Here is a 22012-nt window from a genome sequence, read left to right as displayed (position 1 = left end):
AAGGAAGGGGCCTTTTCATCTTTTAACCAACCGGTTAAAAGAGCCGGCAAAGCAGCGAGTGAGGACCCAGGAGATGGCGGCGCGACGGCTCGGGATCATCATGCATGGTGTGACCGGGCGGATGGGGATGAATCAACACCTCATCCGCTCGGTCCTGGCCATTCGCGAGCAGGGCGGTGTGGTGCTGTCGGACGGCAGCCGCGTGATGCCGGACCCGATCCTTGTCGGGCGAAATCCGGACAAGATTTCCGCGCTGGCGCAGCAATATGGCGTGACCCGCTGGGCCACCGATCTCGACAAGGCGCTCCTCAATCCGGACGATGAAGTGTTTTTCGACGCTGGCACCACCCAGATGCGGCCCGAGCTCCTGGAAAAGGCGATCGCGCATGGCAAGCATGTCTATTGCGAGAAGCCGATCGCGACCGATCTGCAATCCGCGCTGAAGGCCTGCCGGCTTGCGCAGAAGGCCGGCGTGAAGAACGGCGTGGTGCAGGACAAGCTGTTCCTGCCGGGTCTGCTCAAGCTGAAAATGCTCCGCGATTCCGGCTTCTTCGGCCGCATGATCGCGGTGCGCGGCGAATTCGGGTATTGGGTTTTCGAGGGTGACTGGCAGCCGGCGCAGCGCCCGTCATGGAATTATCGCAGCGAAGACGGCGGCGGCATCATTCTCGATATGGTCTGCCACTGGCGCTACGTGCTCGACAATCTGTTCGGCGAGGTGAAAAGCGTGTCATGCCTCGGCGCGCTGCATATTCCGAAGCGGTGGGACGAGAACGGCAAGGAATACAAGGCAACGGCGGATGATGCGGCCTACGCCACCTTCGAGCTGGAGGGCGGCGTAATCGCGCATATCAACATGAGCTGGGTGACGCGCGTCTATCGCGACGATCTCGTCACATTCCAGGTCGATGGCGTGAACGGCTCGGCCGTCGCCGGTCTGACCGAGTGCGTGATCCAGCCGCGCCAGGGCACGCCGCGCCCGGTGTGGAATCCGGACGTCAGGCAGCCGATCGATTTCTACGACACCTGGCAGCCGGTGCCGGACAACACCGTTTATGACAATGGCTTCAAGGTGCAGTGGGAGATGTTCATCCGCCATGTGGTCGAGGATGCGCCGTACCGCTACACCCTGATCGAAGGCGCCAAGGGCGTGCAGCTTGTCGAATGCGCGCTGCAGAGCTGGAAGGAACGGCGGTTCGTCGATGTGCCGGCGTTGAAGGTTTAGAGCCTCTGTGCCGCAACGCGCACAATGGGCTCCCTCTCCCCGTTCTTACGGGGAGAGGGGTGGGGCGAGGGGCAATGCTGAGGTATCAGGTCGTGTGGAAGCTCCCCTCACCCGGTCTCCTTCGTTGCACTCAGTCGACCGACCTCTCCCCGCAGGCGGGGAGAGGTAAGAGCAGAGCAAGTCGGGAGGTTTTGCCATGAACCGCTATGAACGCCCGCGTGCCGGCCTCACCATCGCGCTGCCGCGCGCCGACCGCAGCATGGAAGACTTCGCGGTCTCCGCGCCGGCCGATTTTCCGGCAAAGGTCAGCGCGCCGCTGAACCGGATCGCATTTGCGGCCGCGCATGTTGTGGCCGATCCGCTGGCCGATTCCGATCCCTGGCTCGATGCGCCGGTTGACTGGGACCGCACCATCGCGTTTCGCGAGCATCTCTGGGATCTCGGTTTCGGCGTTGCGGAGGCGATGGACACCGCGCAGCGCGGCATGGGCATGAGCTGGCCGCAATCGCTCGAACTCATCCGCCGCTCGGTCGCGGCGGCAAAGCCGCGCAAGGGGCTGGTCTTTTCCGGTGCCGGCACCGATCAGCTTGCGCCGGAGGACGCAAGGAACATCGACGACGTGATCCGCGCCTATGAGGAGCAGATTGCCGCCATCGAGGCGTTCGGCGGTCGGATCATCCTGATGGCCTCGCGCGCGCTGGCGCGGGTCGCGAGGTCGGGCGACGATTACCGCAAGGTCTATGGCCGCGTGCTGTCGCAGGTGAGAGAACCGGTGATCATCCACTGGCTGGGCGACATGTTCGATCCGGCGCTGGCTGGCTACTGGGGCACGGACAATCTCGAAGCGGCGATGGACGTCGCGGTCGAGATCATCAACGCGCATGCCGCCAAGGTCGACGGCGTCAAGATTTCGCTGCTCGACAAGGACAAGGAAATCGCGATGCGGCGCCGCCTTGCGAAAGGCGTGCGCATGTATACCGGCGACGACTTCAACTATGCCGAACTGATCGCGGGTGACGCGCAAGGCCATTCCGATGCGCTGCTCGGCATCTTCGATGCGATCGCGCCGGCGGCCGCGGCTGCATTGATGGCGCTAGCGAAGGACGACAACAAAACCTTCCACGGCATTCTCGGGCCCACCGTGCCGCTGTCGCGGCATATCTTCCGGGCGCCGACACGGTTCTACAAGACAGGCGTGGTGTTCATGGCCTTCCTCAACGGTCATCAGGATCATTTCATCATGGTCGGCGGGCAGGAAAGCGCGCGCTCGACGCTGCACCTTACCGAGATTTTCCGGCTCGCCGATGCGGCGGGGCTGCTGCGCGATCCGGAGCTTGCGGTCGAGCGCATGCGGACGTTGCTGGCGGTGCGGGGGATGTGATGATGCTGAGACTTCGTGTCCCGGGCGTAGCGCAGCGTGCAACGGCTCGCTGCAGAGCCGGAATCCATCTTTTCTGAACGGGGCTCCGGCTCTGCGGTGTACCACTTCGCTTCGCTTGTGCTGCACCACGTCCGGGACACGAGAATGGTGTCATGCGCGATCTCTCCAACGATCATAACTGGCTCTCCATCAACACCGCCACCGTCCGCCAGCAGGCGGATTTGATCGGCATCGTCGAGGCCTGCGCGCGGCGCGGCATCCGTGCGGTGTCGCCCTGGAGAGATCAGGTGGCGCATGTCGGGCTTGAGCGCGCCGTCGCGGCGGTGCGCGATGCCGGGCTGAAGCTTTCAGGCTATTGCCGGGGCGGCATGTTGACGTCCGATGCCGCGCACCGGCAGGAGATGCTCGATGAGAATCGGCGCGCGATCGACGAGGCTGCGGCGCTTGGTTCACCATGCCTCGTGATGGTGGTGGGAGGTCTGCCGCAATATTCCCGGCCGGGATCGGATCCATCAAAGGATATTCGTGCGGCGCAGGCGCAGGTGACCGAGGCGCTGGCCGAGGTCTTGCCGCATGCGCAGAACGCCGGCATGCCGCTCGCGATCGAACCGCTGCATCCGATGTATGCCGCCGACCGCGCCTGCGTGAACACGGTGCGGCAGGCGCTCGACATTTGCGACAGGCTCGATCCGCAGCGAACCGGCGTGGTCGGCGTTGCGATCGATACCTATCACGTGTGGTGGGATTCCGATGTGTGGAGCCAGATCGCGCGTATTGGAAAGAAGCGGCTGCTCGCTTTCCATGTCTGCGACTGGCTGGTGCCGACCAAGGACATGCTGCTCGATCGCGGCATGATGGGCGACGGCGTGATCGACATTCCGGCCTATCGCCGCGCCGTCGAAGCGCAAGGCTTTGACGGATTCGTCGAGGTGGAACTGCTGTCCAGCGATTGGTGGTCGCGCCCGCTCGACGAAGTGCTGGACACTGTGATTGCGCGCTATCGCACGGTGGTCTGACTGAGATCAGTCGGGCGTCGCGCGCTCCTTGTCCGGCAGCGGACCATCGGGCGTTGCAGGCCGATTTCGCTCATCGCCGCCCGGACGCTCCGGGCTTTGCTCGTAGGTTTCGAGCGCCACATCATCGTCCTTGGTGACGGGTTGGATCACGTCGCTCTTGCGCGCCGGACGCCCCCGGTTCGAAACGGTGTCGGGAGAGGGGCGGTTTTTCGGATCTTCCATGTCGCAATCCCAGTTGTGGAAACCGAAACCAACGCGCCGCCACGGCGTCCGTTCCGTCCGGAACATTGATCGGTCCCGCGCGTTGCCGGGGTACTGATTTCACAACAACGCAGCGGAGGTATCACGATGGACTGGAATCGTGTGGAAGGTAACTGGAAGCAGCTGAAGGGCAAGGTCAAGGAGCAGTGGGGCAAGCTGACTGACGATGACCTCGACACCATCAACGGTCGCCGCGACCAGCTCGAAGGCAAGATTCAGGAGCGTTACGGCCTTGCCAAGGATCAGGTCAAGAAAGACGTCGATACCTGGTACGGCTCGCAGCGCTGGTAACAATCTGCACATCTCACCTTGAAGAAAGAGGCCTCCGATCGCGGGGCCTCTTTCGCCTGCGCGGTAGAATGCGTTCACCATTCCCGCAACGTTGCGCAAGCCTTTAACCGGATCGCATTCTTGCGACCCTACAACCACTGCGAATGGCCGTCACAACGGGCTGAAGACCCGGCAATCGCGGCCTCGCGGGGATGGGGAAATGCTGCGCGTCGCGGGGGTAATCCTTGTTGCATTGGCCTGCATGCGGCCGGGCATGATGCACGCCGAGGAAGGCCGGTTTCAGGCGACTTCGGAGGCTCGACATTTCAGGCTCGCGCTGAAATGGCATGCTGCGACGCGCCGGATGTCGGAAGACGAGTTCCGGCTTGCAGCTTGCGTCGCGGAATTGTCCTCTTGCGATGACGGCGAGACGCGTCTGCGATCGATCATCGAAGAGGGGCGGTCACGCGAGGGTCGCGCCCGGATCGGGGGTATCAACCGCGCGGTGAATCTCATGATCCGCCCGGCAAGCGACGTGCTTCGGTTCGGCGTCGCCGACCACTGGGCAAGCCCGCTTGAAACCGTCAGTGCCGGCGCCGGCGATTGCGAAGATTACGCAATCCTGAAACTGCTCGCGCTGCAGGCGGCCGGTATCGCGCGCGACGATCTCAGGATGATCATCGTACATGATCACGTGATGCGACGGGATCATGCCGTCGCCGCCGCGCGTGTCGATGGACGGTGGCTGTTGCTCGACAACCGTACCTTCGCGCTCGTCGATCTTGCCGATACCCGCTACCGCGTGCTGGCGCAACTCTCGCCCGACGTTGACCATCCGCATTATGCGGCGCTTGAAACGGCTGCTCCGCAGGACGACGGCGGCGTCATGTGAACCCGGACCTGTGACGCGCGAACTGGGTCGCGCGGCGCGCCTATGTCGTGCGCGTGTCGGCCGCGGCCTCCAGGGCCTGGATGCGCGCCTTGTAGACATCGATCTCCTGTTCCAGACGGGCCATATTCTGCAGCAGGCGCTCGCTCGTCAGCTTCAGGAAATAGAACCCGAAATCCGGATCCTGAAAATACAACTCGCGCACCTTGTCGTAGATGATGAACAGCACCTGGCCATCCTCGATGCATTCGACGGTCGCGGTGCGCTTGTTGTCGGGTGCAAGGAAGCCGAGTTCTCCCATGACGCGGCCGGGCGGCAATTCGACGCCGAATTCCTTGACCAGGAACTTGCCGGTTACCGTGTAATACATGGCGTTTGCCACATCGCCCTTGTGAAACAGCACGTCGCCCGCTTTGAAGTTTCGCTTCGTCATGAACGGCTTCAGCCATTCCATGTCGAGGTCGCCCTGCGAGGCGACCTTCACGCGCTTGACCAGTTGCTGGATCTGGTAAAGCCGGAAGACATTGATCGGCAGCAACACGGCATACATGAAGAAGGTCGGCAGTGCCTTGGCAAGAAGGCCATAACCCATGAACAGGATGTTGCTGATGATCGCGGCAATGCGCAGCGGGATCATGGTGCGCAGTGTGACCGAGGCGACGTAGAAGATGCCGCCGATCAGGCCGAGCAGATTCGCCAGGTCCATCTTGGACCTGATAAAATCGATCAGGTAGGTGGCGAGATAGCCCAAATCCATTGGTCACTCCAACGACCGATCGGGAGAATCCGGCGCGTCCAGCCGATTCCTTTCATGTCCCAAGCGCATCGGCAAGAATCGAATGAGGCTGCTCAAGGCAACCGGAATTGCGACAGGTAAGGACTACAAGTCGATGACCAGGCCTTCCATGGCCGCGATGGTTCCCGGCCTTGCCAGCCGCGCCTTCGCCAGCAATTCGTCCATTGTCGCGTCGTCGTGCTCGGGCGCGTGATGAAACAGGCAGAAGGTCTTGACCGAGGCAGCATCCGCCAGCCGCACGCCATCCTGCCAGGTCGAATGCCCCCAGCCCTTTTTGGCTTCGATCTCGTCCTCGGTATAGGCGGTGTCGTAAATGACGAGATCCGCGCCGCGGGCTGCCGCGATCAGGGCCTCGTCGCGATCTTCTGGCCGTCCCTCATTGTCGGTGAGATAGGCGACCGACCGGCCCTTGTAGTCGATGCGGTAGCCGGTGGCGCCGCCCGGGTGGTTGAGCGCGACCGTGCGTATCGTCACGCCGCCGCCCGGAGCGACCGGTTCGCCCGCCTTGAAGTCGCAAAACTCGATATCCGCCTGAAACCTGTCGATGCCGACCGGGAATAGCGGTTCGCTCATCATGGAATGCATCACGGACTTCAGCCGGAAGTCGGGCAGCAGGTTGCCCGCCCATATCCGGAAGCGGTGCTGCGGCTGATAGAACGGCGCAAAGAACGGAATGCCGATGACGTGATCGTAGTGACAGTGAGTCAGAAGCAGGTCCGCATCGATGGCTTCGCCATCTTGCATCAGCTTGTCGCCGAGCTCGCGCAGCCCGGTACCGGCGTCGAGAATGAGCAGGCGCTGACCGCAGCGCACCTCAACGCAAGGGGTATTTCCGCCGTAACGCTTTGTCGCGGGTCCGGGGCAGGGGACCGAGCCGCGCACGCCCCAGAACCGGATCGTGAAGTCTGACATTGACGTATCCGCTCCCCGCGTTGCGGCCGCTAAAGCGCTGGGCGCATCGTAAGCGGCCATTCCGGCCCGCCACAAGCTCGATCACGCGCTTTTGCGTTTGGCCCGCGCGGGCGGTCGCGTTCGATGCAAGTGGGCGGTTGGAGTCTCATTTCGATCGGGCGCTCGCCACTATTTAGTTTCATACGCAAATACGCCATCCCACGAGTCCGGCGGCGGGGCAACACGAAAAGTCTCGATGCGAGACAGATAGAGGTCGAACACCTCGGTCAAGCCGTAGGTCTCCTCGGCCTGCTTGGCCCGTTGCAGCGCGTTCTCCGCGCCGGCCCAGTCACGGCTTCGGTACAAGGTCAGCATCTCTTCGGTGAGATCGGCGATGGTCCTGAAGCTGCCGCTCTCGGCAACAGCGTGATCGCCGAGCAAGGCATAGATGCTTTCGGGCTCGGTCTTGCCCTTGACGGTAATCAGGTCGATGCGGAGTGCAGCGAAGCGGCCATTGACCTTTTCCGCCGTCCGCGCCCCGAGGATGATCGGGGTGCCATAGGTTTTCGTGCGTCCTTCGAGGCGTGAGGCGAGGTTCACCGGATCGCCCAGAACCGAATAATCGAAGCGCAGGTCCGAGCCCATGTTGCCGACCACGCAGGTGCCGCTATTGATGCCAAGGCCGATTTTCATCGGCAGGAACGGCAAGCCGTCCTCCAGCGCTTCGGCTTCGCGCTCGTGATTCAGTTCGTCGATCTTGCGCAACATGTCGAGCGCGGCAGCACAGGCATTCACCTCGTGCCCGGGAACCTCGAGCGGCGCATTCCAGAACGCCATGATGGCGTCGCCGATATACTTGTCGATCGTGCCCTTGTGCTCGATGATCGAATTGGTGAGCGGCGTCAGCAGCCGGTTCATCAGCTTGGTCAGGCCCTGCGGATCGTCCTTGAAGGTCTCGGAGATCGTCGTAAATCCGCGCACGTCGCTGAACAGGATCGTCATGTCGCGGGTTTCGCCGCCGAGCACCAGCTTCTTTGGCGAATTCGCGAGCTGCTCCACCAGCGTCGGCGAGAGATAGTGGCTGAAGGCGGACCTGATCCGGCGGCGATCCTTCTGCTCGCGGAAATAATTGATGAAGACCAGCGTGAGATAGGTGACGAAGATCGCGATCAGCGGGAACGATATGTCGAACAGAAGTCCGTATTGCACGTAGAGATACCAGGAACTGCCGGCGAGCGCTGCCGCGACCGCAAACCCGAACAGCAGCAATGCCGTGACCCCCATCAGCGGAGCCAGTATGACGATGGCGATGCCGACCAGGGCAGTCACCACGATCTCCGCGCCGTTGGCGTATTCCGGCCGCGACAGCAGCGATTGCGTGAAGATGTTTTCGATGATCTGCGCGTGGACCTCGACGCCGGGCATGTCGACTTCGACCGGCGTCGCCTTGAGGTCGAGCAGGCCGGCGGCCGACGTTCCGATCAGCGCCAGGCGCCCCTGGAAGCGGTCGGCAGGGAAGTTGCCCTCCATGACGTCCTTGGCCGAGACGAAACGTGCGGGATCATGCGGAGCGAAGTTGATCCAGAGCCGCCCGTTCTTGTCGGTCGGGAACGCGCCCGGTATGCCCTGAATGGCGACATCCTGGATGCCGGTGGCGCCGTCGGTCCTGATCAGCAGCGCGCCGGCGCCGGTTGCCACCCGCAGGATTTCCATGGTCAGCGCCGGCACCCGCTGGCCCCCGGCTTCCACGATCAGCGGCACGCGCCGCACCACGCCGTCGCGTTCCGGAATGAGCGTCAGGTTGCCCCGCCCGGCGGCGGCATCGTCCAGAACCGGGATGTTGCGAAGCAGTCCCTCGAACTTGAAAAGGAAGGGCCCGGGTTCGCCGATAAAGGCGAGGGCAGAGGTCTGCGGCGGCGCCGGGGTCGGGGTGATCACCGCCGCCTGTCCCATCACGACCTTGCCCTGACTCATCACCGCCGCCAGCACGTCATCGTTGCTCGGCAACGATTTCATCTTGTCGCGGGTCGCCTGGTCGATCTGCGGAAGCGATTGCGCGACGTTGGCCGGCGACATGCGATCGGGCTCGGTCATCAGGATATCGAACGCGACGACGACCGCACCCGCCTTCTGCAGCCGTGCAACCAGTTCGGCGATCAGCGTGCGCGGCCATGGCCATTGCCCGAGCGCGCGCAGGCTCGCCTCGTCGATATCGACGATCACCGCCGGCCGCTTGTCGGGCGCGGCGACCCGCGGCTTGAGCGCTTGATAGAAATCGAAGCTTCGCCACCGCAGATTTTCGAGCGGCGCCGGGTCCCAGATCCGAAGTGCCATGAAGCCTGCAAGCAGGACAAAGCCGGTGGTCCGTGTCAGCCCGAACCAGCGCAGAAGACTGAAGCCGCCGCTGAGCGCGGCACGTTGCTCGCGCTCCTCCCGCCGCTTTTCGCGGACCGCGAGGCGCCGTTCGTTCAGGCGATGGAGCTGGTCTTTCAGATTCGGTCGGGCCACGGCCGAACGCTACTAGAGTGCCCGGCATTGCGCCAGATTGACGCGCTCGACGGATCGGCCGGTGTGGCGGAAGTCCGGCAGGGCGGTCCGAGATCATCCTCCTGCAACCATGCCGGGTCGGGGGCGGGTGTGAGACGTCGAAGAGCATCCGCGGAAGAATATTTTACCATATCGGGCCGTATCGTCGCCGCGGCGTCAACCAAGCATGATTGATTTTGTTGCGCTTTTAACCCCCCGCCGCGCATGATGGGCGATCGGTAGCGTAGGGGTCGGTGGAATGAAGGCGATCATCGTAGGAGGTGGGGTCGGGGGCCTGACGACGGCGCTGATGCTGCATGCCCGGGGCATCGACTGCGAGGTTTTCGAGCAGGCTGACCAGATCCGCGAGCTGGGTGTCGGAATCAATACCCTGCCGCATGCCATCAGGGAGCTGGCGCAGCTCGGCCTGCTGGACCGGCTCGATTCGGTCGCGATTCGGACCTACGAGCTATTCTACTGCAACCGGTTCGGTCAGGAAATCTGGCGCGAGCCGCGAGGCACCGATGCCGGTTTCGACTATCCGCAATTCTCGATCCATCGCGGGCGGCTGCAGGGCGTGATTTATGCCGCTGCGCGGGCGCGTCTGGGTGAGTCGCGCGTCCATACCGGGCATCGGCTCGGCTCCTTCCGCCAGGATGAGACCGGCGTCACGGCGTATTTCTTCGACCGTGCCGGCTCGCACATCCGAACCGCGCAGGGCGACATACTGATCGGCGCCGACGGGCTGCACTCTTTCGTGCGCGCACAGCTTTTCCCGAACGAGGAGCCGGCGCGCTTCACCGGCACGGTCTTGTGGCGCGGCGCGCTCGATTGGCCGAAATTCCTGACCGGCCGCTCGATGGTGATCGCGGGCGGCATGGCCGGAAAGCTGGTGCTCTATCCGATTGCGGAGGGATCGCGCGAGGACAGGCGTCTCACCAACTGGGCGGTGATGGTGAAGGTCTCCGAGGGTGGCGGCACGCCGCGCAAGGAAGACTGGTCGCGGCCCGGCCGGTTCGAGGACCTGATGCCGCATGTGCAGAAATTCGCGATCCCCTATTGCGATGCCAGGGCCCTGATCGAGGCGACACCGGAATTCTGGGAATATCCCCTCTGCGACCGCGATCCCCTGCCGCGCTGGTCGCATGGCCGGGTGACGCTTCTGGGCGATGCTGCGCATCCGATGTATCCGGTCGGCTCCAACGGCGCGTCCCAGGCGATTCTCGATGCGCGCTGCCTGGCCGACCGCCTGCGCGATTCCGATCATCCGCGGCATGCGCTCTTCGTCTATGAGCAGGAGCGGCTGCCGATGACCACGCAGATCGTGATGATGAACCGGAAGGGCGGTCCGGAAGGCGTGATCGACGCTGTGGAAGAGCGTGCGCCCGAAGGCTTTGCGAATATCGACGACGTGCTGTCCTACGAGCAGCGCAAGGCGATCGTGCGCGGCTATGCCGGTGCGGCGGGCTTTGCGCGCGAGCAGGTCAACCGCCCGGCGGCGAAGGCGGCATAGTTCGGCGACCTTGTGTGTGGTGTGTAGCCTGACGAGCGTAACGACACAAAGGTCAAACCGACCCGCATGTCGCTTGCGCTCATGCGGGCTTCAGACGCCGGAGAGAGCGAAGGCTATCCCTCCCCATCCTTGCCGCGCCTGAACAACCCGAGATTCAGCGTGGTCAGCAGGATGCTGATCGCGAGGATCCCGAACATGATGATCTGTTCGTAACGGATCGCGGTCTCCGCGCGAGCGGCGAAGGCGGCATCGCCGCTGCTGGCCGCCAATTCTCGGACGTCGGCGCGGAAGCCGCTGATGCCCCACAGCGCCGCCATCGCCGCAATCGCGATGGCAGCGATGCCGAGGACAAAGAGAATTCTGAGCCAGCGCGGCATGACCGCGCCATCTAGTGCAGTTTGATAACGATTTGACGACGCTGCGCCCTATCACGCTTCCGGAGGCGGCGGCAGGAAGATGACCTCGTGCCGTGCCGCGAGCGCCACCACTTCGTCGGGCTTCTGCTCCTTCATGGAGTGGATGCCCCAGAACAGGTCATAGAGCTTGCGGGTCGGGGTAACCCAGAACATGCACTTCACCGGCTGGTCGGACTTGTTGAAAATGCCGTGCGGCACCTGCATCGGCAAGCGGATCGTGTCGCCAGCGGTCGCGGCATAGTCGCGGCCGTCGAGCAGGAAATCGAGCTTGCCCTCCAGCATGTAGATGAATTCATCCTGGGTCGGGTGGATATGAGGGGGCACGAAAGTGCCGGGCGGGAAGGTCGCATGCCAGGCGAAGCTCTGCTCCGAGAGCACCTTGGGCACATAAGTCTGGCCGAGAATGTTCCAGACGATGCCGTCGATGCCGGTTGCGGCCTTGGTGATGCCTGCCGAGAGCGGTTGCATGGGACCCTGACTCCGTTCGTCTGTCGATGCTTGTGCTGCATTTAACCAGAAAGGATACGGGATCGAAAAGCGTCCGTGGGGCACGGCCCCTCTCTTTTGGCAAGAACGTAAATGCAGACGCCGCAATTCAGCGCCGGAAGCCGGGTCTTTGCAACGCAGACGCGAGCTTAATGTTAACAGCGATCAGGGAGCCGGCGCCCGCGTGCCGGATCGGTGCCCAGGGATGGCTTCCGCCCGCGCGCTGCCGATCTCGGACGGGCGCCGCCCGGACAGCCTCTTGTGCAAGTGCACCATCATCGCCATGCCGAATAGCGGGGTGGCCAGATTGACGATCGGAATCGACACAAAGGCCGCGATCAGCAGACCCGCCGTGAATATGGTCGCCTGATGGGCCTTGCGGAGCGCCTTGGCCTCGGCTGGCGGACGAAACCGCATCGCGGCCAGTTCGAAATATTCTCGGCTGAGCAGCCAGGCTGCCGCGAGGAACAGGATCAGGAAGCCGAGCCCGGCGAACAGGATGAAGGGCAGCGCAATCAGGTAGATCAGAAGCGCGATCAGCGCGGTTTTTGTGCCCTCGAGAACCGAACGCCCGAGAGGCAGCGCCGTGCCGATCGGATCGGCCGGATAATAGGTGCGCTCGACAATCTCGGCGATCTCGTCGACGAAGAATGAGCCGACAAACGCGGTCACCGCCGGCATCAGGAAAATGCCCCCGACCACGATGCCCAGGGCCGATGCGATCGAAGCGAACCAGATGATCCAGGACAACGGTGCGTGCGAATTGGGACCGAGCGCACCTTCCGCCCAAAGACCGCCGCTGACCGTCAGCCAGTCGAGAAACTTGTAGAGGCCGACGCCGAGCAGCACGATCGTCACGACGGCGAGCAGCATCGACTTGATCAGCACCGACCGGAACGGCGGCGAGAACATCTGGATCAGGGCCTTGAAAGCGGCGTCGAACATCGGAGAAGGGCTCCAGCCCGGAAACGGCATCAGCCGCTAGACATAAAGATACAAGCGGCCGGCACAAGTGTGGCCACGAATGCGGTCGGCAGGCGGTAGGCTGCAATCTCCGGACGTGCCACCCACCCCCTCCCGAACTTCCCCCGCAAGGGAAAAAAGGGCACACCGCATGCGCGGAGAGAGAACGACCTGCAAGCAGAGCCACGACATGCTGCACGCGAAACGCAAATGGCCGGGACGAGCCCGGCCACAGTGACATTCTGCAAGGGAGCGCGGGTCAGCGCCGCCGGTCGGCCTTCTTCAGCCGCACCACCACGTCGATCCGCGCGATCTCGTAGCCTTCGGGTGCCACCGGCATCTTGTCGACGATCACGTCCGCGCCGGGGATGTCGACCAGTTCGTTCTCGCCTTCGACAAAGAAATGGTGATGTTCGGAGGCGTTGGTGTCGAAATAGGTCTTGGAGCCGTCGACCGCGACCTGGCGCAGGAGGCCCACTTCGGTGAACTGGTGCAAGGTATTGTAGACGGTCGCAAGCGACACCGGCACCTTTGCCTTGCTCGCTTCCTCGTACAGCATTTCCGCCGTCAGATGCCGGTCGCCCTTGGCGAACAGGATCCAGCCAAGCGCCATGCGCTGGCGGGTCGGGCGCAGCCCAACCTCCCGGAGCATCGACTTCACGTCATGCCACGGACAGCCGTTCAGGTCGGCGCGGCGCGGGTCATGAGCCGGATGCAGCCCCGGATGCGATGGCACCGGAACAGCCTCCGACGGCGTGGAAAAAACGACGGTACGCGGTGGGTTCATTGCTCTCATTGCCCCTTGGTCCCGGTTCAAGGCCGGGATTGGTTGCATATGTAATTATAGCCGGGGGCAGCGACCACTTGCAACCGTTTCGCATCTGACCAGTTTAGAATAGCACAAATCCGCGGCTTTGCCGGCCACTTGCCGCTGTGATAGGAACCGCGCGGAATTTTTCCGCCCCTGTCATCCCCAGTTTTGGAGAACGGAACCGGCATGCAAAGCCGTCGAACCAGTTTCGAATTCGAGGACCTTCTGGCCTGCGGCCGGGGCGAACTGTTCGCCGGGGGACCACAATTGCCGCTTCCGCCGATGCTGATGTTCGACCGGATTTCCGAGATGTCCGAACAGGGCGGCGAGTACGGCAAAGGCATGGTGCGGGCGGAACTCGATGTGCGGCCGGATCTCTGGTTTTTCGCCTGCCATTTCAAGGGCGATCCGGTCATGCCGGGCTGCCTCGGCCTCGATGCGCTTTGGCAATTGCTGGGCTTTTTTCTCGGCTGGCTTGGATCGTCGGGCAACGGCCGCGCGCTCGGGATGGGCGAGGTGAAATTCTCCGGCCAGGTGCTGCCAAGCGTGAAAAAGGTGGTCTACGGGCTCGAAATCAAACGGGTGATGCGCTCCAAGCTGATTCTCGGCATCGCCGATGGCTGGCTGTCCGCCGATGGGAATGTGATCTACCGCGCCAGCGATCTGAAGGTCGGCCTGTTCAAGCAGGACGCGCCGATGGCCGCGGGCGCCTGATCTCCCCACTAAGTCTTGCGATCTTGGCCCGGACCGGCCAAGTGTTCGCTGTGAAGTGTCCCTGTCGGTTGCTCCGATGTCGGGGGCGGCGTGGGGCCGCGGGGGCGTTCTGACATTTTGATTGGCGAGGCAGTCATGCGGCGAGTGGTCGTGACCGGGATGGGCATTGTCTCGTCCATCGGCAACAACACGCAGGAGGTTCTGGCCAGCCTGCGCGAAGCGAAATCCGGCATTTCGAAGTCTGACGAATTCGCCAAGCATGGCTTCCGCTGTCAGGTGGCGGGCGCGCCGTCCTTCGATTCGGAAAGCGCCATCGATCGCCGCGCCATGCGCTTCCTCGGCGAGGGCGCGGCCTGGAATCACGTCGCCATGGAGCAGGCCATTCGCGACAGCGGCGTCGAGGACGGCGACATCTCCAACGAGCGGACCGGCATCATCATGGGCTCGGGCGGCCCGTCCACCAGCGTGATCGTGGAAGCGGCCGATATCACCCGCGAAAAGGGGTCGCCCAAGCGCATCGGGCCGTTCGCCGTGCCGAAAGCGATGTCGTCCACGGCATCGGCGACGCTCGCGACCTGGTTCAAGATCAAGGGCGTGAATTATTCGATCTCATCGGCCTGCGCGACCTCCAGTCATTGCATCGGCAACGCCGCCGAGATGATTCAGTGGGGCAAGCAGGACATGGTGTTTGCCGGCGGTTGCGAAGAACTCGACTGGACGCTGTCCGACCTGTTCGACGCCATGGGCGCGATGTCCTCGAAATACAACGATACGCCGGAGACGGCGTCGCGTGCCTATGATGCGGATCGCGACGGCTTTGTCATCGCGGGCGGCGCCGGCGTGCTGGTGCTGGAAGAACTCGAACATGCCAGGGCGCGCGGCGCGAAAATCTATGCCGAGCTTGCGGGCTACGGCGCCACATCGGACGGTCACGACATGGTCGCGCCGTCGGGCGAAGGCGCCATGCGCTGCATGAAGATGGCGCTCGATGGCGCGAAGGTGCCGGTCGACTACATCAATCCGCACGCGACCTCGACGCCGGTCGGCGATTTGAAGGAGATCGAGGCGATCCGCGATCTGTTCGGGTCGAAATGCCCTCCGATCTCGGCGACCAAGTCGCTGACCGGGCACTCGCTCGGCGCCGCCGGCGTGCAGGAGGCGATCTATTCGCTGCTGATGATGAACAACGGCTTTCTCTGCGAGAGCGCGAACATCAAGACGCTCGATCCCGCCTTCGCCGACATGCCGATCCTGCGCGAACGCAAGGACGACGTGACGCTCGGCGCGGTGCTGTCGAATTCCTTCGGATTCGGCGGCACCAACGCATCGCTCGTGTTCAAGCGCCTGGATGCCTGACACGTCATGCTCTTTATGGTGATCGAGCATTTCGAGGCGGGCCGCGTCAAGGATATCTATCGCCGGGTTCGCGAGCGCGGCCGCATGACGCCCGAAGGCCTGACCTTCGTCGATAGCTGGATCGAGGCCGGTTTCGGCCGCTGCTTTCAGTTGATGGAATGCGATGACATCGCGCTCTTGCAGGATTGGGTCCTGCAATGGGAGGATATGGCTCGCTTCGAAATCGTCCCGGTGCTTCCGTCAAAGGACGTTACCGCTTTGGTACAGAAGCATCTGTGAACATCATTCTCATCTGAGATTGCGATGCGGCTCGCCGAACAGGACATCGACTGGCATGACGGCAACCTGGTCGATATTCATGTCGCGGGGTTACCGGGCGCGAAGCAGACCATCCGGCTGTTTCTCGACCTCTATCCCGACGAGGAAGGCGCCGACCGGCGAAGGCGTTATCTGTGCACCGGCGAGGGGCTCAGGCGCATTCTGTTCTCGGGCGATACGGGGCGTATCCGCAAGCATAGCAAATCCGGCAACATCGATTTCATGCGCGTGGAGTCCGGCCCCGAAACGGAAATCCTGACCGTCACGCTGTTCGGCGGCGTGATCGAGGCGGAAGCGCAAAGTTTTCATCTCACAGAAGCTCTCAAATGACACAATTGATGCAGGGAAAGCGCGGGCTCATCATGGGCGTCGCGAACGACCACTCCATCGCCTGGGGGATCGCGAAGACGTTGGCCGCGCACGGCGCGGAACTTTGCTTCACCTATCAGGGCGAGGCGCTGCTCAAACGCGTTAGGCCGCTCGCGCAATCGGCCGGCTCCGATTTTTTGCTGCCCTGCGACGTGGAGGATATCGCGACTGTCGACGCGGTGTTCGATGCGATGAAGCAAAGATGGGGGACGATCGATTTCTTCGTGCATGCCGTCGGCTTTTCCGACAAGAACGAGCTGAAGGGCCGCTTCTGCGATTCCACGCGCGAGAATTTCATCCGCACCATGGTGATCTCGTGCTTCTCGTTCGCCGAGAGCGCCAGGCGGGCGGCCGACCTGATGCCGGATGGCGGCTCGATGATCACGCTGACCTATAACGGCGGCGACCGCGCCATGCCGAACTACAACGTGATGGGGCTCGCCAAGGCCGCGCTGGAATCCTCGGTGCGCTATCTCGCGGTCGATTTCGGCAAGCAGAAAATTCGCGTCAACGCCATTTCCGCGGGACCGATCCGCACGCTGGCCGGCGCCGGCATCCACGACGCGCGCTATATGTTCGCGTTTCAGCAGCGCCATTCGCCGCTCGGCCGCGGCGTGACGCTGGAGGAACTGGGCGGCGCGGGACTCTATCTGTGCTCGGATCTGTCGACCGGAGTCACCGGGGAAATCCACTTCGTGGATTCGGGCTACAATGTCATTGCCATGCCGCTGCCCGATGCGCTGCGCGCGGAAGCGGATGGCAAGGACGGTGAGCAAGGACGGTGAGTAAGTGAACCGTAGCTTGAGGGGCGACCATATTGTTCGCTGGTCCCCGCGAAAGCGGGGACCCAGAGCCAAGAATTCCGGATTCCCGCTTGGGCGGCAATGAACGGAGTTTGAAGCGGCGGCCACGCACAACAGAAAGGGCGGCCGCGAGGCCGCCCTTTCTGTTTATTGTTCGTCTTTGCGAGAAGCGAAGCAATCCATCTGGCATGTCATCATGGATTGCTTCGTCGCTTGCGCGACGCGACGCAGCGCCTACGCCACTTCGCGCAGGTCGTCCTTGTCGAGGTCGAAGCGGTCGGCGTCCATCACTTTGGCCCAGGCCTTGACGAAGTCCTTCACGAATTTCTCCTTCGAGTCCGCGCAGGCGTAGACTTCGGCGAAGGCGCGTAGCTGCGAGTGCGAGCCGAAGATCAGGTCGACCGAGGTCGCGGTCCATTTCGGCGCCTTGGTCTTGCGATCGACGCCCTGATAGATGCCGTCCGCGTCCGGCGCGTGCCATTCGGTGTCCATCGTGAGCAGGTTGACGAAGAAGTCGTTCGTCAGCTTGCCCGGCTGGCTGGTAAACACACCGTGCTTGCTATCGGCGTAATTGGCACCGAGCACGCGCAGGCCGCCGATCAGCGCCGTCAGTTCCGGACCCGTCAGCGTCAGGAGCTGCGCCTTGTCCACCATCGCTTCGGTCGGCGACATGAATTGCAGCTTCTTCGTGTTGACGTAGTTGCGGAACGCATCGGCCCGCGGCTCCAGCGGCGCGAAGGACGGCACGTCGGTCTGGTCCTGCGATGCATCCATCCGGCCCGGCGTGAACGGCACCTTCACGGTCACGCCGGCATCCTTCGCGGCCTTCTCGACCGCCGCAGCGCCGCCGAGCACGATCAGATCGGCCAGCGACACCTTCTTGCCGAAGCCCTTCTGGATTTCCTCCAGCTTGGACAGCACCGTCTTGAGCCTCGCCGGCTCGTTGACCTCCCAATCCTTCTGCGGAGCGAGGCGAATGCGTGCCCCATTCGCCCCGCCGCGCTTGTCGGAGCGGCGGAACGTCGAGGCCGAAGCCCAGGCGGTCGAAACAAGGTCGCGAACCGAAAGACCGGAGGCGAGAATTTTCGCCTTCAATTCCTCGGCTTCCTTGTCGCCGATCAGCGGATGATCCACGGCGGGAATCGGGTCCTGCCAGATCAGCTCTTCCTTCGGCACCAGCTTGCCGAGATAGCGCACGCGCGGACCCATGTCGCGATGGGTCAGCTTGAACCAGGCCCTCGCGAACGCATCCGCGAACTGGTCGGGGTTCTCCATGAAGCGCCGTGAGATTTTCTCGTATTCCGGATCGAAGCGCAGCGACAGGTCGGTCGTCAGCATCTTCGGCACGTGCTTCTTTTTCGGGTCGAAGGCGTCGGGCACCGTTGCTCCGGCACCCTTCGCGCGCCACTGCTTCGCGCCGGCCGGGCTTTTCTCCAGTTCCCATTCGTAACCGAACAGATTCCAGAAGAAGTTGTTGCTCCACTTGGTCGGCGTCGTGGTCCAGGTGACTTCCGGACCGCCGGTGATGGCATGGGCGCCGATACCGGTTTCGTACTTGCTCTTCCAGCCGAGACCTTGATCCTCGAGCGCACCTGCTTCCGGGTCGGGGCCGACCAGCGACGGATCGCCAGCACCGTGGGTCTTGCCGAAGGTGTGGCCGCCGGCGATCAGCGCCACGGTTTCCTCGTCGTTCATCGCCATGCGGAAGAAGGTCTCGCGGATGTCCTTGGCCGCTGCGACCGGATCCGGATTGCCGTTCGGGCCTTCCGGATTGACATAGATCAGGCCCATCTGCACCGCACCGAGCGGGTCGGAAAGCTGGCGCTCGCCGCTATAGCGCTCGTCGCCGAGCCAGGTGCCTTCCGGACCCCAGTAGAGTTCTTCGGGCTCCCACACATCGGCGCGGCCGCCGGCAAAGCCGAAGGTCTTGAAGCCCATCGATTCCAGCGCGACGTTGCCGGCCAGCACCATCAGGTCGGCCCAGGAAAGTTTGCGGCCGTATTTCTGCTTGATCGGCCACAGCAGTCGCCGCGCCTTGTCGAGGTTTGCGTTGTCCGGCCAGGAGTTCAGTGGCGCGAAGCGCTGCTGCCCGGCACCGGCGCCGCCGCGGCCGTCGGTGATGCGGTAGGTGCCGGCCGAGTGCCAGGCCATGCGAATCATCAGGCCGCCGTAATGGCCGAAATCGGCAGGCCACCATTCCTGAGAGCTCGTCATCAGGGCCGTCAGGTCCTTGATCACCGCGTCGAGGTCGAGAGTCTTGAATTCCTCGGCGTAGTCGAATTCCTTGCCCATCGGGTCCGACAAGCTGGAATTCTTGTGCAGCATCTCGATGTCGAGCGCGTCCGGCCACCAGTCGCGATTCCTGTGTCCCCGGGCGCCGCCGGTGAACGGGCATTTGCCCTTGTCGTCGGTCTTTGCGTCCATGTTGTTGTCACTCCTCCTCAATGATCGAAGCTTGGCTGCTGGGCCGGGACCATGCTCCGTAGATTGGATAAGGTCCAATCGGATTGATTAGTATCAACGATAAGATTATCTTATCGGCAATGATCACACTGCGGCAGCTTCGTTATCTGGATGCACTCGCCCGCCACCGGCATTTCGGCCGGGCGGCCGAGGCCTGTGCCGTGAGCCAGCCGGCTTTGTCCATGCAAATCAAGGATTTGGAGAAGGACCTCGGAATCGCGCTGGTGGAGCGGCGGACCAACGACTTGATGATGACCGAGACCGGGGTCGAGATCGCCCGACGTGCCGAGCGGATCCTCAGCGAGGTCTCGGACCTTGAAGACTTCGCGCGACACCGTGGCGCGGTGCTGTCCGGCACGCTGAAATTCGGCGTGATCCCCTCAGTCGCGCCTTACGTCCTGCCGCACCTGCTCCCGGTGCTGCAGGACATGCATCCCGATCTCGAGCTGGAATTGCGCGAAACCCAGACCCGCTTCCTGATGGAGGAATTGATCCGCGGCGCGCTCGATGTGGTGATGATCGCGCTGCCCGCGCCGCAAGCCGAAATCGAGACGCTCGCGCTGTTCGACGATGCGTTTCTGCTCGCCGCGCCTTCCGCGGACGATCTGCCAAGCCGTGCGCGCATCACCGCCGATGACATCGATCCGAGCCGGCTGATCCTGCTCGAAGAAGGTCATTGTCTGCGCGACCAGGCGCTGGCCTTTTGCAGCGATGCCTCGGGTGGCACCCTGCGCGAGCTTGGCGCCACCAGCCTCACCACCGTGATGCAGATGGTGGCGAATGGCTATGGGGTGACGCTGATTCCGGAAATCGCGATTCCGGTGGAAGCGCGCGACGACCGCGTCAAGCTGCTGCGCTTTGCCAGGCCCGAGCCGTTCCGCACGGTGGGACTCGCCTGGCGCCGCACGTCGTCGCGGGCGCGCGACTTCAGGGCGCTGGGAGAGATTGTGGTCCAGGTGGTGGGCCAATAGCCAGCGCGCGTGCCCGCCATTCGTTCAGCAGCCAGGCGAGGCTCCAGGCGCTCATGCCGTAGGTGTCGGGCAATCCGCCGCCGCGTCCGACGAAGCTGCGGTTGAGGGAGCCGACCGCTCCATCGGTGAGGCCAGCCTCGTCGAACACCACCATCGGCATGCCCACATCGACAACGGAAAACTCGCTCATATCGGACCAGCGGTGAACGCTGCGCTTCAGGCCGTGAAGGATCCGAAAGCCATCGGCATCGAGGCGCAAGGCGGATCCGCGAAGCAGCATGAGCAGGAATATCGGCAGTGCGGCTGCGCAGCCGATCGCGCCGAGCCACATGAAGAACAGCTCTGCCGCGCCCATGTCGGAATACAGCGCCATCCACAGAAGACACCCGCCGAACAGGATGGTGGTGACGAGGAAGAATACGATCTTGCGGACGGGCGTGCGCAGCGTCACCGGATGCGGAAAGCGCTGCAATGCGGCCTCCGGCGATGTGGGCAGGCCTTCGATCCACCATGGCCACAACGCATGCACGGCCATCGCAATGCCGAACAGGAAAAAGAAGAAGCAGACGAAGGCCATCGGCTCGCCGGTGGCGACGATCAAGAAGCTTCCGGCCACCGTGAAGCCGATGCTGATCGCAAGCACGCCGAACCATCTCAGGCGATGCCAGTCGACTGAATCGATGAGACCTTGAACCCGGTACAGGAGACCTTGAATCCGGTCTACGAGACTGCGAACGGAGTTCACGCCTGCAGCGCCCGCTGGCGCCACCCATTCATCAGAGTCTGCAGATTCTCCGGGGACAGTCCGTAGGTGTCCGGCAGCGCCGAATTGCGTCCGATGATGCTTTGGCCGAGAATATTGACGTTGCTCTCGTCGACGTTCGAATCGTCATAGGTGACCACCGTCGACCAGTCACCCTTGACCTGTTCGACAATCGCGGTGCTGCCGATGCCGAATTCACTCGCGTCCTTCCAGCGCACGAACCGCCACTTCCATGGCTGCTTGACACGAAAGCCGTCGCCTTCCAGGCGCAGGCTTGCGCCCCGCAAGAACTGAAAGACGAGGAAAGGCAGGGACAGCACGAGCGCGATCATGCAGAACCAGATCAGCGTGGCAACGAGGAGGCCCGGTCGCTCGGAATTGAGATATGCCGCGCATACGCCCGCGAAGATGACGGCGCAGACGACGAGCAGCGCGGTCTTGCGCTGCGGCACATGCAGTTCCACCGGACCGGGAAAGCGCTGCAGGAGCGCGTCAGGCGTTTCGGCGGGCGCGGACAGCAGCAGGTGCGGCCAGAGCTGCGCCGCGAAGACCGCGCTGCAAAGACCGAAGAACAGGAGGCCCGGCCAGCCGCCGTCGGCTCCGGTGGCGACCATGCCAAGGCCCATGGCAACCAATGCCAGGCTGATGGCGAGAAGGACACCCATGACCCAGCGCGGGAATCGGAACAGGACCATGGCGATGGACTCTGCATGGGTTGCGGTTCGCACAGTCTAGGGCCTGCGACGCGTCCGACAAATCACGCTCGCGTTGGAACGAAAAAGGGCGGCCCGCATGAGGCCGCCCTCGGCAT

Annotated in this window: 23 protein-coding genes; 12 read left to right on the top strand and 11 right to left on the bottom strand. The window is 63.1% G+C overall.

Features of this window, described 5'->3' with window-relative positions; all coding sequences use genetic code 11:
• Nucleotides 1-73 precede the first annotated feature (73 nt).
• From AB7F49_RS16025 to AB7F49_RS16015, 3 genes are all read left to right on the top strand, one after another.
• On the top strand, nt 74-1225 hold the full coding sequence (locus AB7F49_RS16025) for a Gfo/Idh/MocA family protein (protein ID WP_428524024.1): 1152 nt from the start codon (nt 74-76) through the stop codon (nt 1223-1225).
• 196 nt (nt 1226-1421) lie between these two features.
• Nucleotides 1422-2606: a dihydrodipicolinate synthase family protein gene (locus AB7F49_RS16020; RefSeq protein WP_428524022.1), complete on the top strand. Its 1185-nt coding sequence runs from the start codon at nt 1422-1424 to the stop codon at nt 2604-2606.
• 152 nt (nt 2607-2758) lie between these two features.
• Complete coding sequence (locus AB7F49_RS16015; protein ID WP_428524020.1) at nt 2759-3622, top strand: sugar phosphate isomerase/epimerase family protein; 864 nt, start codon at nt 2759-2761, stop codon at nt 3620-3622.
• A gap of 6 nt (nt 3623-3628) precedes the next feature.
• Here the strand turns inward: AB7F49_RS16015 and AB7F49_RS16010 are convergent, their stop codons facing one another.
• Entirely contained in the window at nt 3629-3844 is a 216-nt protein-coding gene (locus AB7F49_RS16010; RefSeq protein WP_428524018.1) for a hypothetical protein, read from the bottom strand.
• Nucleotides 3845-3970: 126 nt separating this feature from the next.
• On the opposite strand from AB7F49_RS16010, the gene AB7F49_RS16005 reads away from it, so the two are divergent.
• Nucleotides 3971-4174, top strand: coding sequence for a CsbD family protein (locus AB7F49_RS16005; protein WP_428524016.1), 204 nt, complete (start codon nt 3971-3973; stop codon nt 4172-4174).
• A 199-nt stretch (nt 4175-4373) separates the two neighbouring features.
• Nucleotides 4374-5045, top strand: coding sequence for a transglutaminase-like cysteine peptidase (locus tag AB7F49_RS16000; RefSeq protein WP_428524014.1), 672 nt, complete (start codon nt 4374-4376; stop codon nt 5043-5045).
• Between the two features lie 40 nt (nt 5046-5085).
• On the opposite strand, the gene AB7F49_RS15995 is transcribed toward AB7F49_RS16000, so the two are convergent.
• The 3 genes from AB7F49_RS15995 to AB7F49_RS15985 all read right to left on the bottom strand — a co-directional run bounded on the left by AB7F49_RS15995 (nt 5086) and on the right by AB7F49_RS15985 (nt 9117).
• Nucleotides 5086-5799 (bottom strand): Crp/Fnr family transcriptional regulator, encoded by a 714-nt coding sequence (locus tag AB7F49_RS15995; RefSeq protein WP_428524012.1) that lies wholly within the window; start codon nt 5797-5799, stop codon nt 5086-5088.
• A 123-nt stretch (nt 5800-5922) separates the two neighbouring features.
• A complete protein-coding gene (locus tag AB7F49_RS15990; RefSeq protein WP_428524010.1) occupies nt 5923-6750 on the bottom strand; it encodes an MBL fold metallo-hydrolase in 828 nt (275 codons plus the stop codon).
• Nucleotides 6751-6918: 168 nt separating this feature from the next.
• Nucleotides 6919-9117 carry a CHASE2 domain-containing protein gene (locus AB7F49_RS15985; RefSeq protein WP_428524056.1) on the bottom strand — a complete coding sequence of 733 codons (2199 nt, stop codon included), beginning with the start codon at nt 9115-9117 and terminating at the stop codon, nt 6919-6921.
• Between the two features lie 397 nt (nt 9118-9514).
• On the opposite strand from AB7F49_RS15985, the gene AB7F49_RS15980 reads away from it, so the two are divergent.
• On the top strand, nt 9515-10768 hold the full coding sequence (locus AB7F49_RS15980) for a flavin-dependent oxidoreductase (protein WP_428524008.1): 1254 nt from the start codon (nt 9515-9517) through the stop codon (nt 10766-10768).
• A gap of 113 nt (nt 10769-10881) precedes the next feature.
• Here the strand turns inward: AB7F49_RS15980 and AB7F49_RS15975 are convergent, their stop codons facing one another.
• The 4 genes from AB7F49_RS15975 to irrA all read right to left on the bottom strand — a co-directional run bounded on the left by AB7F49_RS15975 (nt 10882) and on the right by irrA (nt 13420).
• Nucleotides 10882-11145 (bottom strand): hypothetical protein, encoded by a 264-nt coding sequence (locus AB7F49_RS15975; protein WP_428524006.1) that lies wholly within the window; start codon nt 11143-11145, stop codon nt 10882-10884.
• Nucleotides 11146-11196: 51 nt separating this feature from the next.
• Nucleotides 11197-11652, bottom strand: coding sequence for a cupin domain-containing protein (locus tag AB7F49_RS15970; RefSeq protein ID WP_428524004.1), 456 nt, complete (start codon nt 11650-11652; stop codon nt 11197-11199).
• A gap of 183 nt (nt 11653-11835) precedes the next feature.
• Nucleotides 11836-12615, bottom strand: coding sequence for a sulfate transporter family protein (locus AB7F49_RS15965; protein WP_428524002.1), 780 nt, complete (start codon nt 12613-12615; stop codon nt 11836-11838).
• A gap of 277 nt (nt 12616-12892) precedes the next feature.
• Nucleotides 12893-13420 (bottom strand): iron response transcriptional regulator IrrA, encoded by a 528-nt coding sequence (irrA, locus tag AB7F49_RS15960; RefSeq protein ID WP_428524000.1) that lies wholly within the window; start codon nt 13418-13420, stop codon nt 12893-12895.
• Nucleotides 13421-13630: 210 nt separating this feature from the next.
• On the opposite strand from irrA, the gene fabA reads away from it, so the two are divergent.
• The 5 genes from fabA (at nt 13631) to fabI (ending at nt 16986) form a co-directional block, all read left to right on the top strand.
• Nucleotides 13631-14158: a 3-hydroxyacyl-[acyl-carrier-protein] dehydratase FabA gene (gene fabA, locus AB7F49_RS15955; RefSeq protein ID WP_428523998.1), complete on the top strand. Its 528-nt coding sequence runs from the start codon at nt 13631-13633 to the stop codon at nt 14156-14158.
• A gap of 135 nt (nt 14159-14293) precedes the next feature.
• On the top strand, nt 14294-15514 hold the full coding sequence (gene fabB, locus AB7F49_RS15950; RefSeq protein ID WP_428523996.1) for a beta-ketoacyl-ACP synthase I: 1221 nt from the start codon (nt 14294-14296) through the stop codon (nt 15512-15514).
• Between the two features lie 6 nt (nt 15515-15520).
• Entirely contained in the window at nt 15521-15793 is a 273-nt protein-coding gene (locus AB7F49_RS15945) for a DUF3303 domain-containing protein (RefSeq protein WP_428523994.1), read from the top strand.
• A gap of 24 nt (nt 15794-15817) precedes the next feature.
• A complete protein-coding gene (locus tag AB7F49_RS15940) occupies nt 15818-16162 on the top strand; it encodes a hypothetical protein (RefSeq protein ID WP_428523992.1) in 345 nt (114 codons plus the stop codon).
• Nucleotides 16159-16986, top strand: a complete 828-nt coding sequence (gene fabI / locus AB7F49_RS15935; RefSeq protein WP_428523991.1) for an enoyl-ACP reductase FabI — start codon at nt 16159-16161, stop codon at nt 16984-16986. The genes AB7F49_RS15940 and fabI overlap by 4 nt, the downstream gene beginning before the upstream one ends.
• A 252-nt stretch (nt 16987-17238) precedes the next feature.
• Here fabI and katG read toward each other — a convergent pair whose 3' ends face one another.
• A complete protein-coding gene (gene katG / locus AB7F49_RS15930) occupies nt 17239-19428 on the bottom strand; it encodes a catalase/peroxidase HPI (RefSeq protein WP_428523989.1) in 2190 nt (729 codons plus the stop codon).
• Nucleotides 19429-19547: 119 nt separating this feature from the next.
• Here katG and AB7F49_RS15925 point away from each other — a divergent pair, with 119 nt between their 5' ends.
• A complete protein-coding gene (locus AB7F49_RS15925; protein ID WP_428523987.1) occupies nt 19548-20438 on the top strand; it encodes a hydrogen peroxide-inducible genes activator in 891 nt (296 codons plus the stop codon).
• Here AB7F49_RS15925 and AB7F49_RS15920 read toward each other — a convergent pair.
• Nucleotides 20395-21183, bottom strand: coding sequence for a hypothetical protein (locus AB7F49_RS15920; protein ID WP_428523985.1), 789 nt, complete (start codon nt 21181-21183; stop codon nt 20395-20397). The two genes, AB7F49_RS15925 and AB7F49_RS15920, sit on opposite strands and share 44 nt — an antisense overlap.
• A complete protein-coding gene (locus AB7F49_RS15915) occupies nt 21180-21896 on the bottom strand; it encodes a hypothetical protein (RefSeq protein WP_428523983.1) in 717 nt (238 codons plus the stop codon). The genes AB7F49_RS15920 and AB7F49_RS15915 overlap by 4 nt, the downstream gene beginning before the upstream one ends.
• Nucleotides 21897-22012 lie beyond the last annotated feature (116 nt).

It is taken from the genome of Pseudorhodoplanes sp. (assembly GCF_050250235.1).
Classification (GTDB): domain Bacteria; phylum Pseudomonadota; class Alphaproteobacteria; order Rhizobiales; family Xanthobacteraceae; genus Pseudorhodoplanes.
This window is presented reverse-complemented; position numbering and strand designations above follow the sequence as displayed.

What these genes read in the sequence shown, in the direction of transcription:
- AB7F49_RS16025 (WP_428524024.1), top strand. Translation starts at nt 74, where the DNA reads ATGGCGGCGCGACGGCTCGGGATCATCATGCATGGTGTGACCGGGCGG.
- AB7F49_RS16020 (WP_428524022.1), top strand. Translation starts at nt 1,422, where the DNA reads ATGAACCGCTATGAACGCCCGCGTGCCGGCCTCACCATCGCGCTGCCG.
- AB7F49_RS16015 (WP_428524020.1), top strand. Translation starts at nt 2,759, where the DNA reads ATGCGCGATCTCTCCAACGATCATAACTGGCTCTCCATCAACACCGCC.
- AB7F49_RS16010 (WP_428524018.1), bottom strand. Translation starts at nt 3,844, where the DNA reads ATGGAAGATCCGAAAAACCGCCCCTCTCCCGACACCGTTTCGAACCGG.
- AB7F49_RS16005 (WP_428524016.1), top strand. Translation starts at nt 3,971, where the DNA reads ATGGACTGGAATCGTGTGGAAGGTAACTGGAAGCAGCTGAAGGGCAAG.
- AB7F49_RS16000 (WP_428524014.1), top strand. Translation starts at nt 4,374, where the DNA reads ATGCTGCGCGTCGCGGGGGTAATCCTTGTTGCATTGGCCTGCATGCGG.
- AB7F49_RS15995 (WP_428524012.1), bottom strand. Translation starts at nt 5,799, where the DNA reads ATGGATTTGGGCTATCTCGCCACCTACCTGATCGATTTTATCAGGTCC.
- AB7F49_RS15990 (WP_428524010.1), bottom strand. Translation starts at nt 6,750, where the DNA reads ATGTCAGACTTCACGATCCGGTTCTGGGGCGTGCGCGGCTCGGTCCCC.
- AB7F49_RS15980 (WP_428524008.1), top strand. Translation starts at nt 9,515, where the DNA reads ATGAAGGCGATCATCGTAGGAGGTGGGGTCGGGGGCCTGACGACGGCG.
- AB7F49_RS15975 (WP_428524006.1), bottom strand. Translation starts at nt 11,145, where the DNA reads ATGCCGCGCTGGCTCAGAATTCTCTTTGTCCTCGGCATCGCTGCCATC.
- AB7F49_RS15970 (WP_428524004.1), bottom strand. Translation starts at nt 11,652, where the DNA reads ATGCAACCGCTCTCGGCAGGCATCACCAAGGCCGCAACCGGCATCGAC.
- AB7F49_RS15965 (WP_428524002.1), bottom strand. Translation starts at nt 12,615, where the DNA reads ATGTTCGACGCCGCTTTCAAGGCCCTGATCCAGATGTTCTCGCCGCCG.
- irrA (WP_428524000.1), bottom strand. Translation starts at nt 13,420, where the DNA reads ATGAACCCACCGCGTACCGTCGTTTTTTCCACGCCGTCGGAGGCTGTT.
- fabA (WP_428523998.1), top strand. Translation starts at nt 13,631, where the DNA reads ATGCAAAGCCGTCGAACCAGTTTCGAATTCGAGGACCTTCTGGCCTGC.
- fabB (WP_428523996.1), top strand. Translation starts at nt 14,294, where the DNA reads ATGCGGCGAGTGGTCGTGACCGGGATGGGCATTGTCTCGTCCATCGGC.
- AB7F49_RS15945 (WP_428523994.1), top strand. Translation starts at nt 15,521, where the DNA reads ATGCTCTTTATGGTGATCGAGCATTTCGAGGCGGGCCGCGTCAAGGAT.
- AB7F49_RS15940 (WP_428523992.1), top strand. Translation starts at nt 15,818, where the DNA reads ATGCGGCTCGCCGAACAGGACATCGACTGGCATGACGGCAACCTGGTC.
- fabI (WP_428523991.1), top strand. Translation starts at nt 16,159, where the DNA reads ATGACACAATTGATGCAGGGAAAGCGCGGGCTCATCATGGGCGTCGCG.
- katG (WP_428523989.1), bottom strand. Translation starts at nt 19,428, where the DNA reads ATGGACGCAAAGACCGACGACAAGGGCAAATGCCCGTTCACCGGCGGC.
- AB7F49_RS15925 (WP_428523987.1), top strand. Translation starts at nt 19,548, where the DNA reads ATGATCACACTGCGGCAGCTTCGTTATCTGGATGCACTCGCCCGCCAC.
- AB7F49_RS15915 (WP_428523983.1), bottom strand. Translation starts at nt 21,896, where the DNA reads ATGGTCCTGTTCCGATTCCCGCGCTGGGTCATGGGTGTCCTTCTCGCC.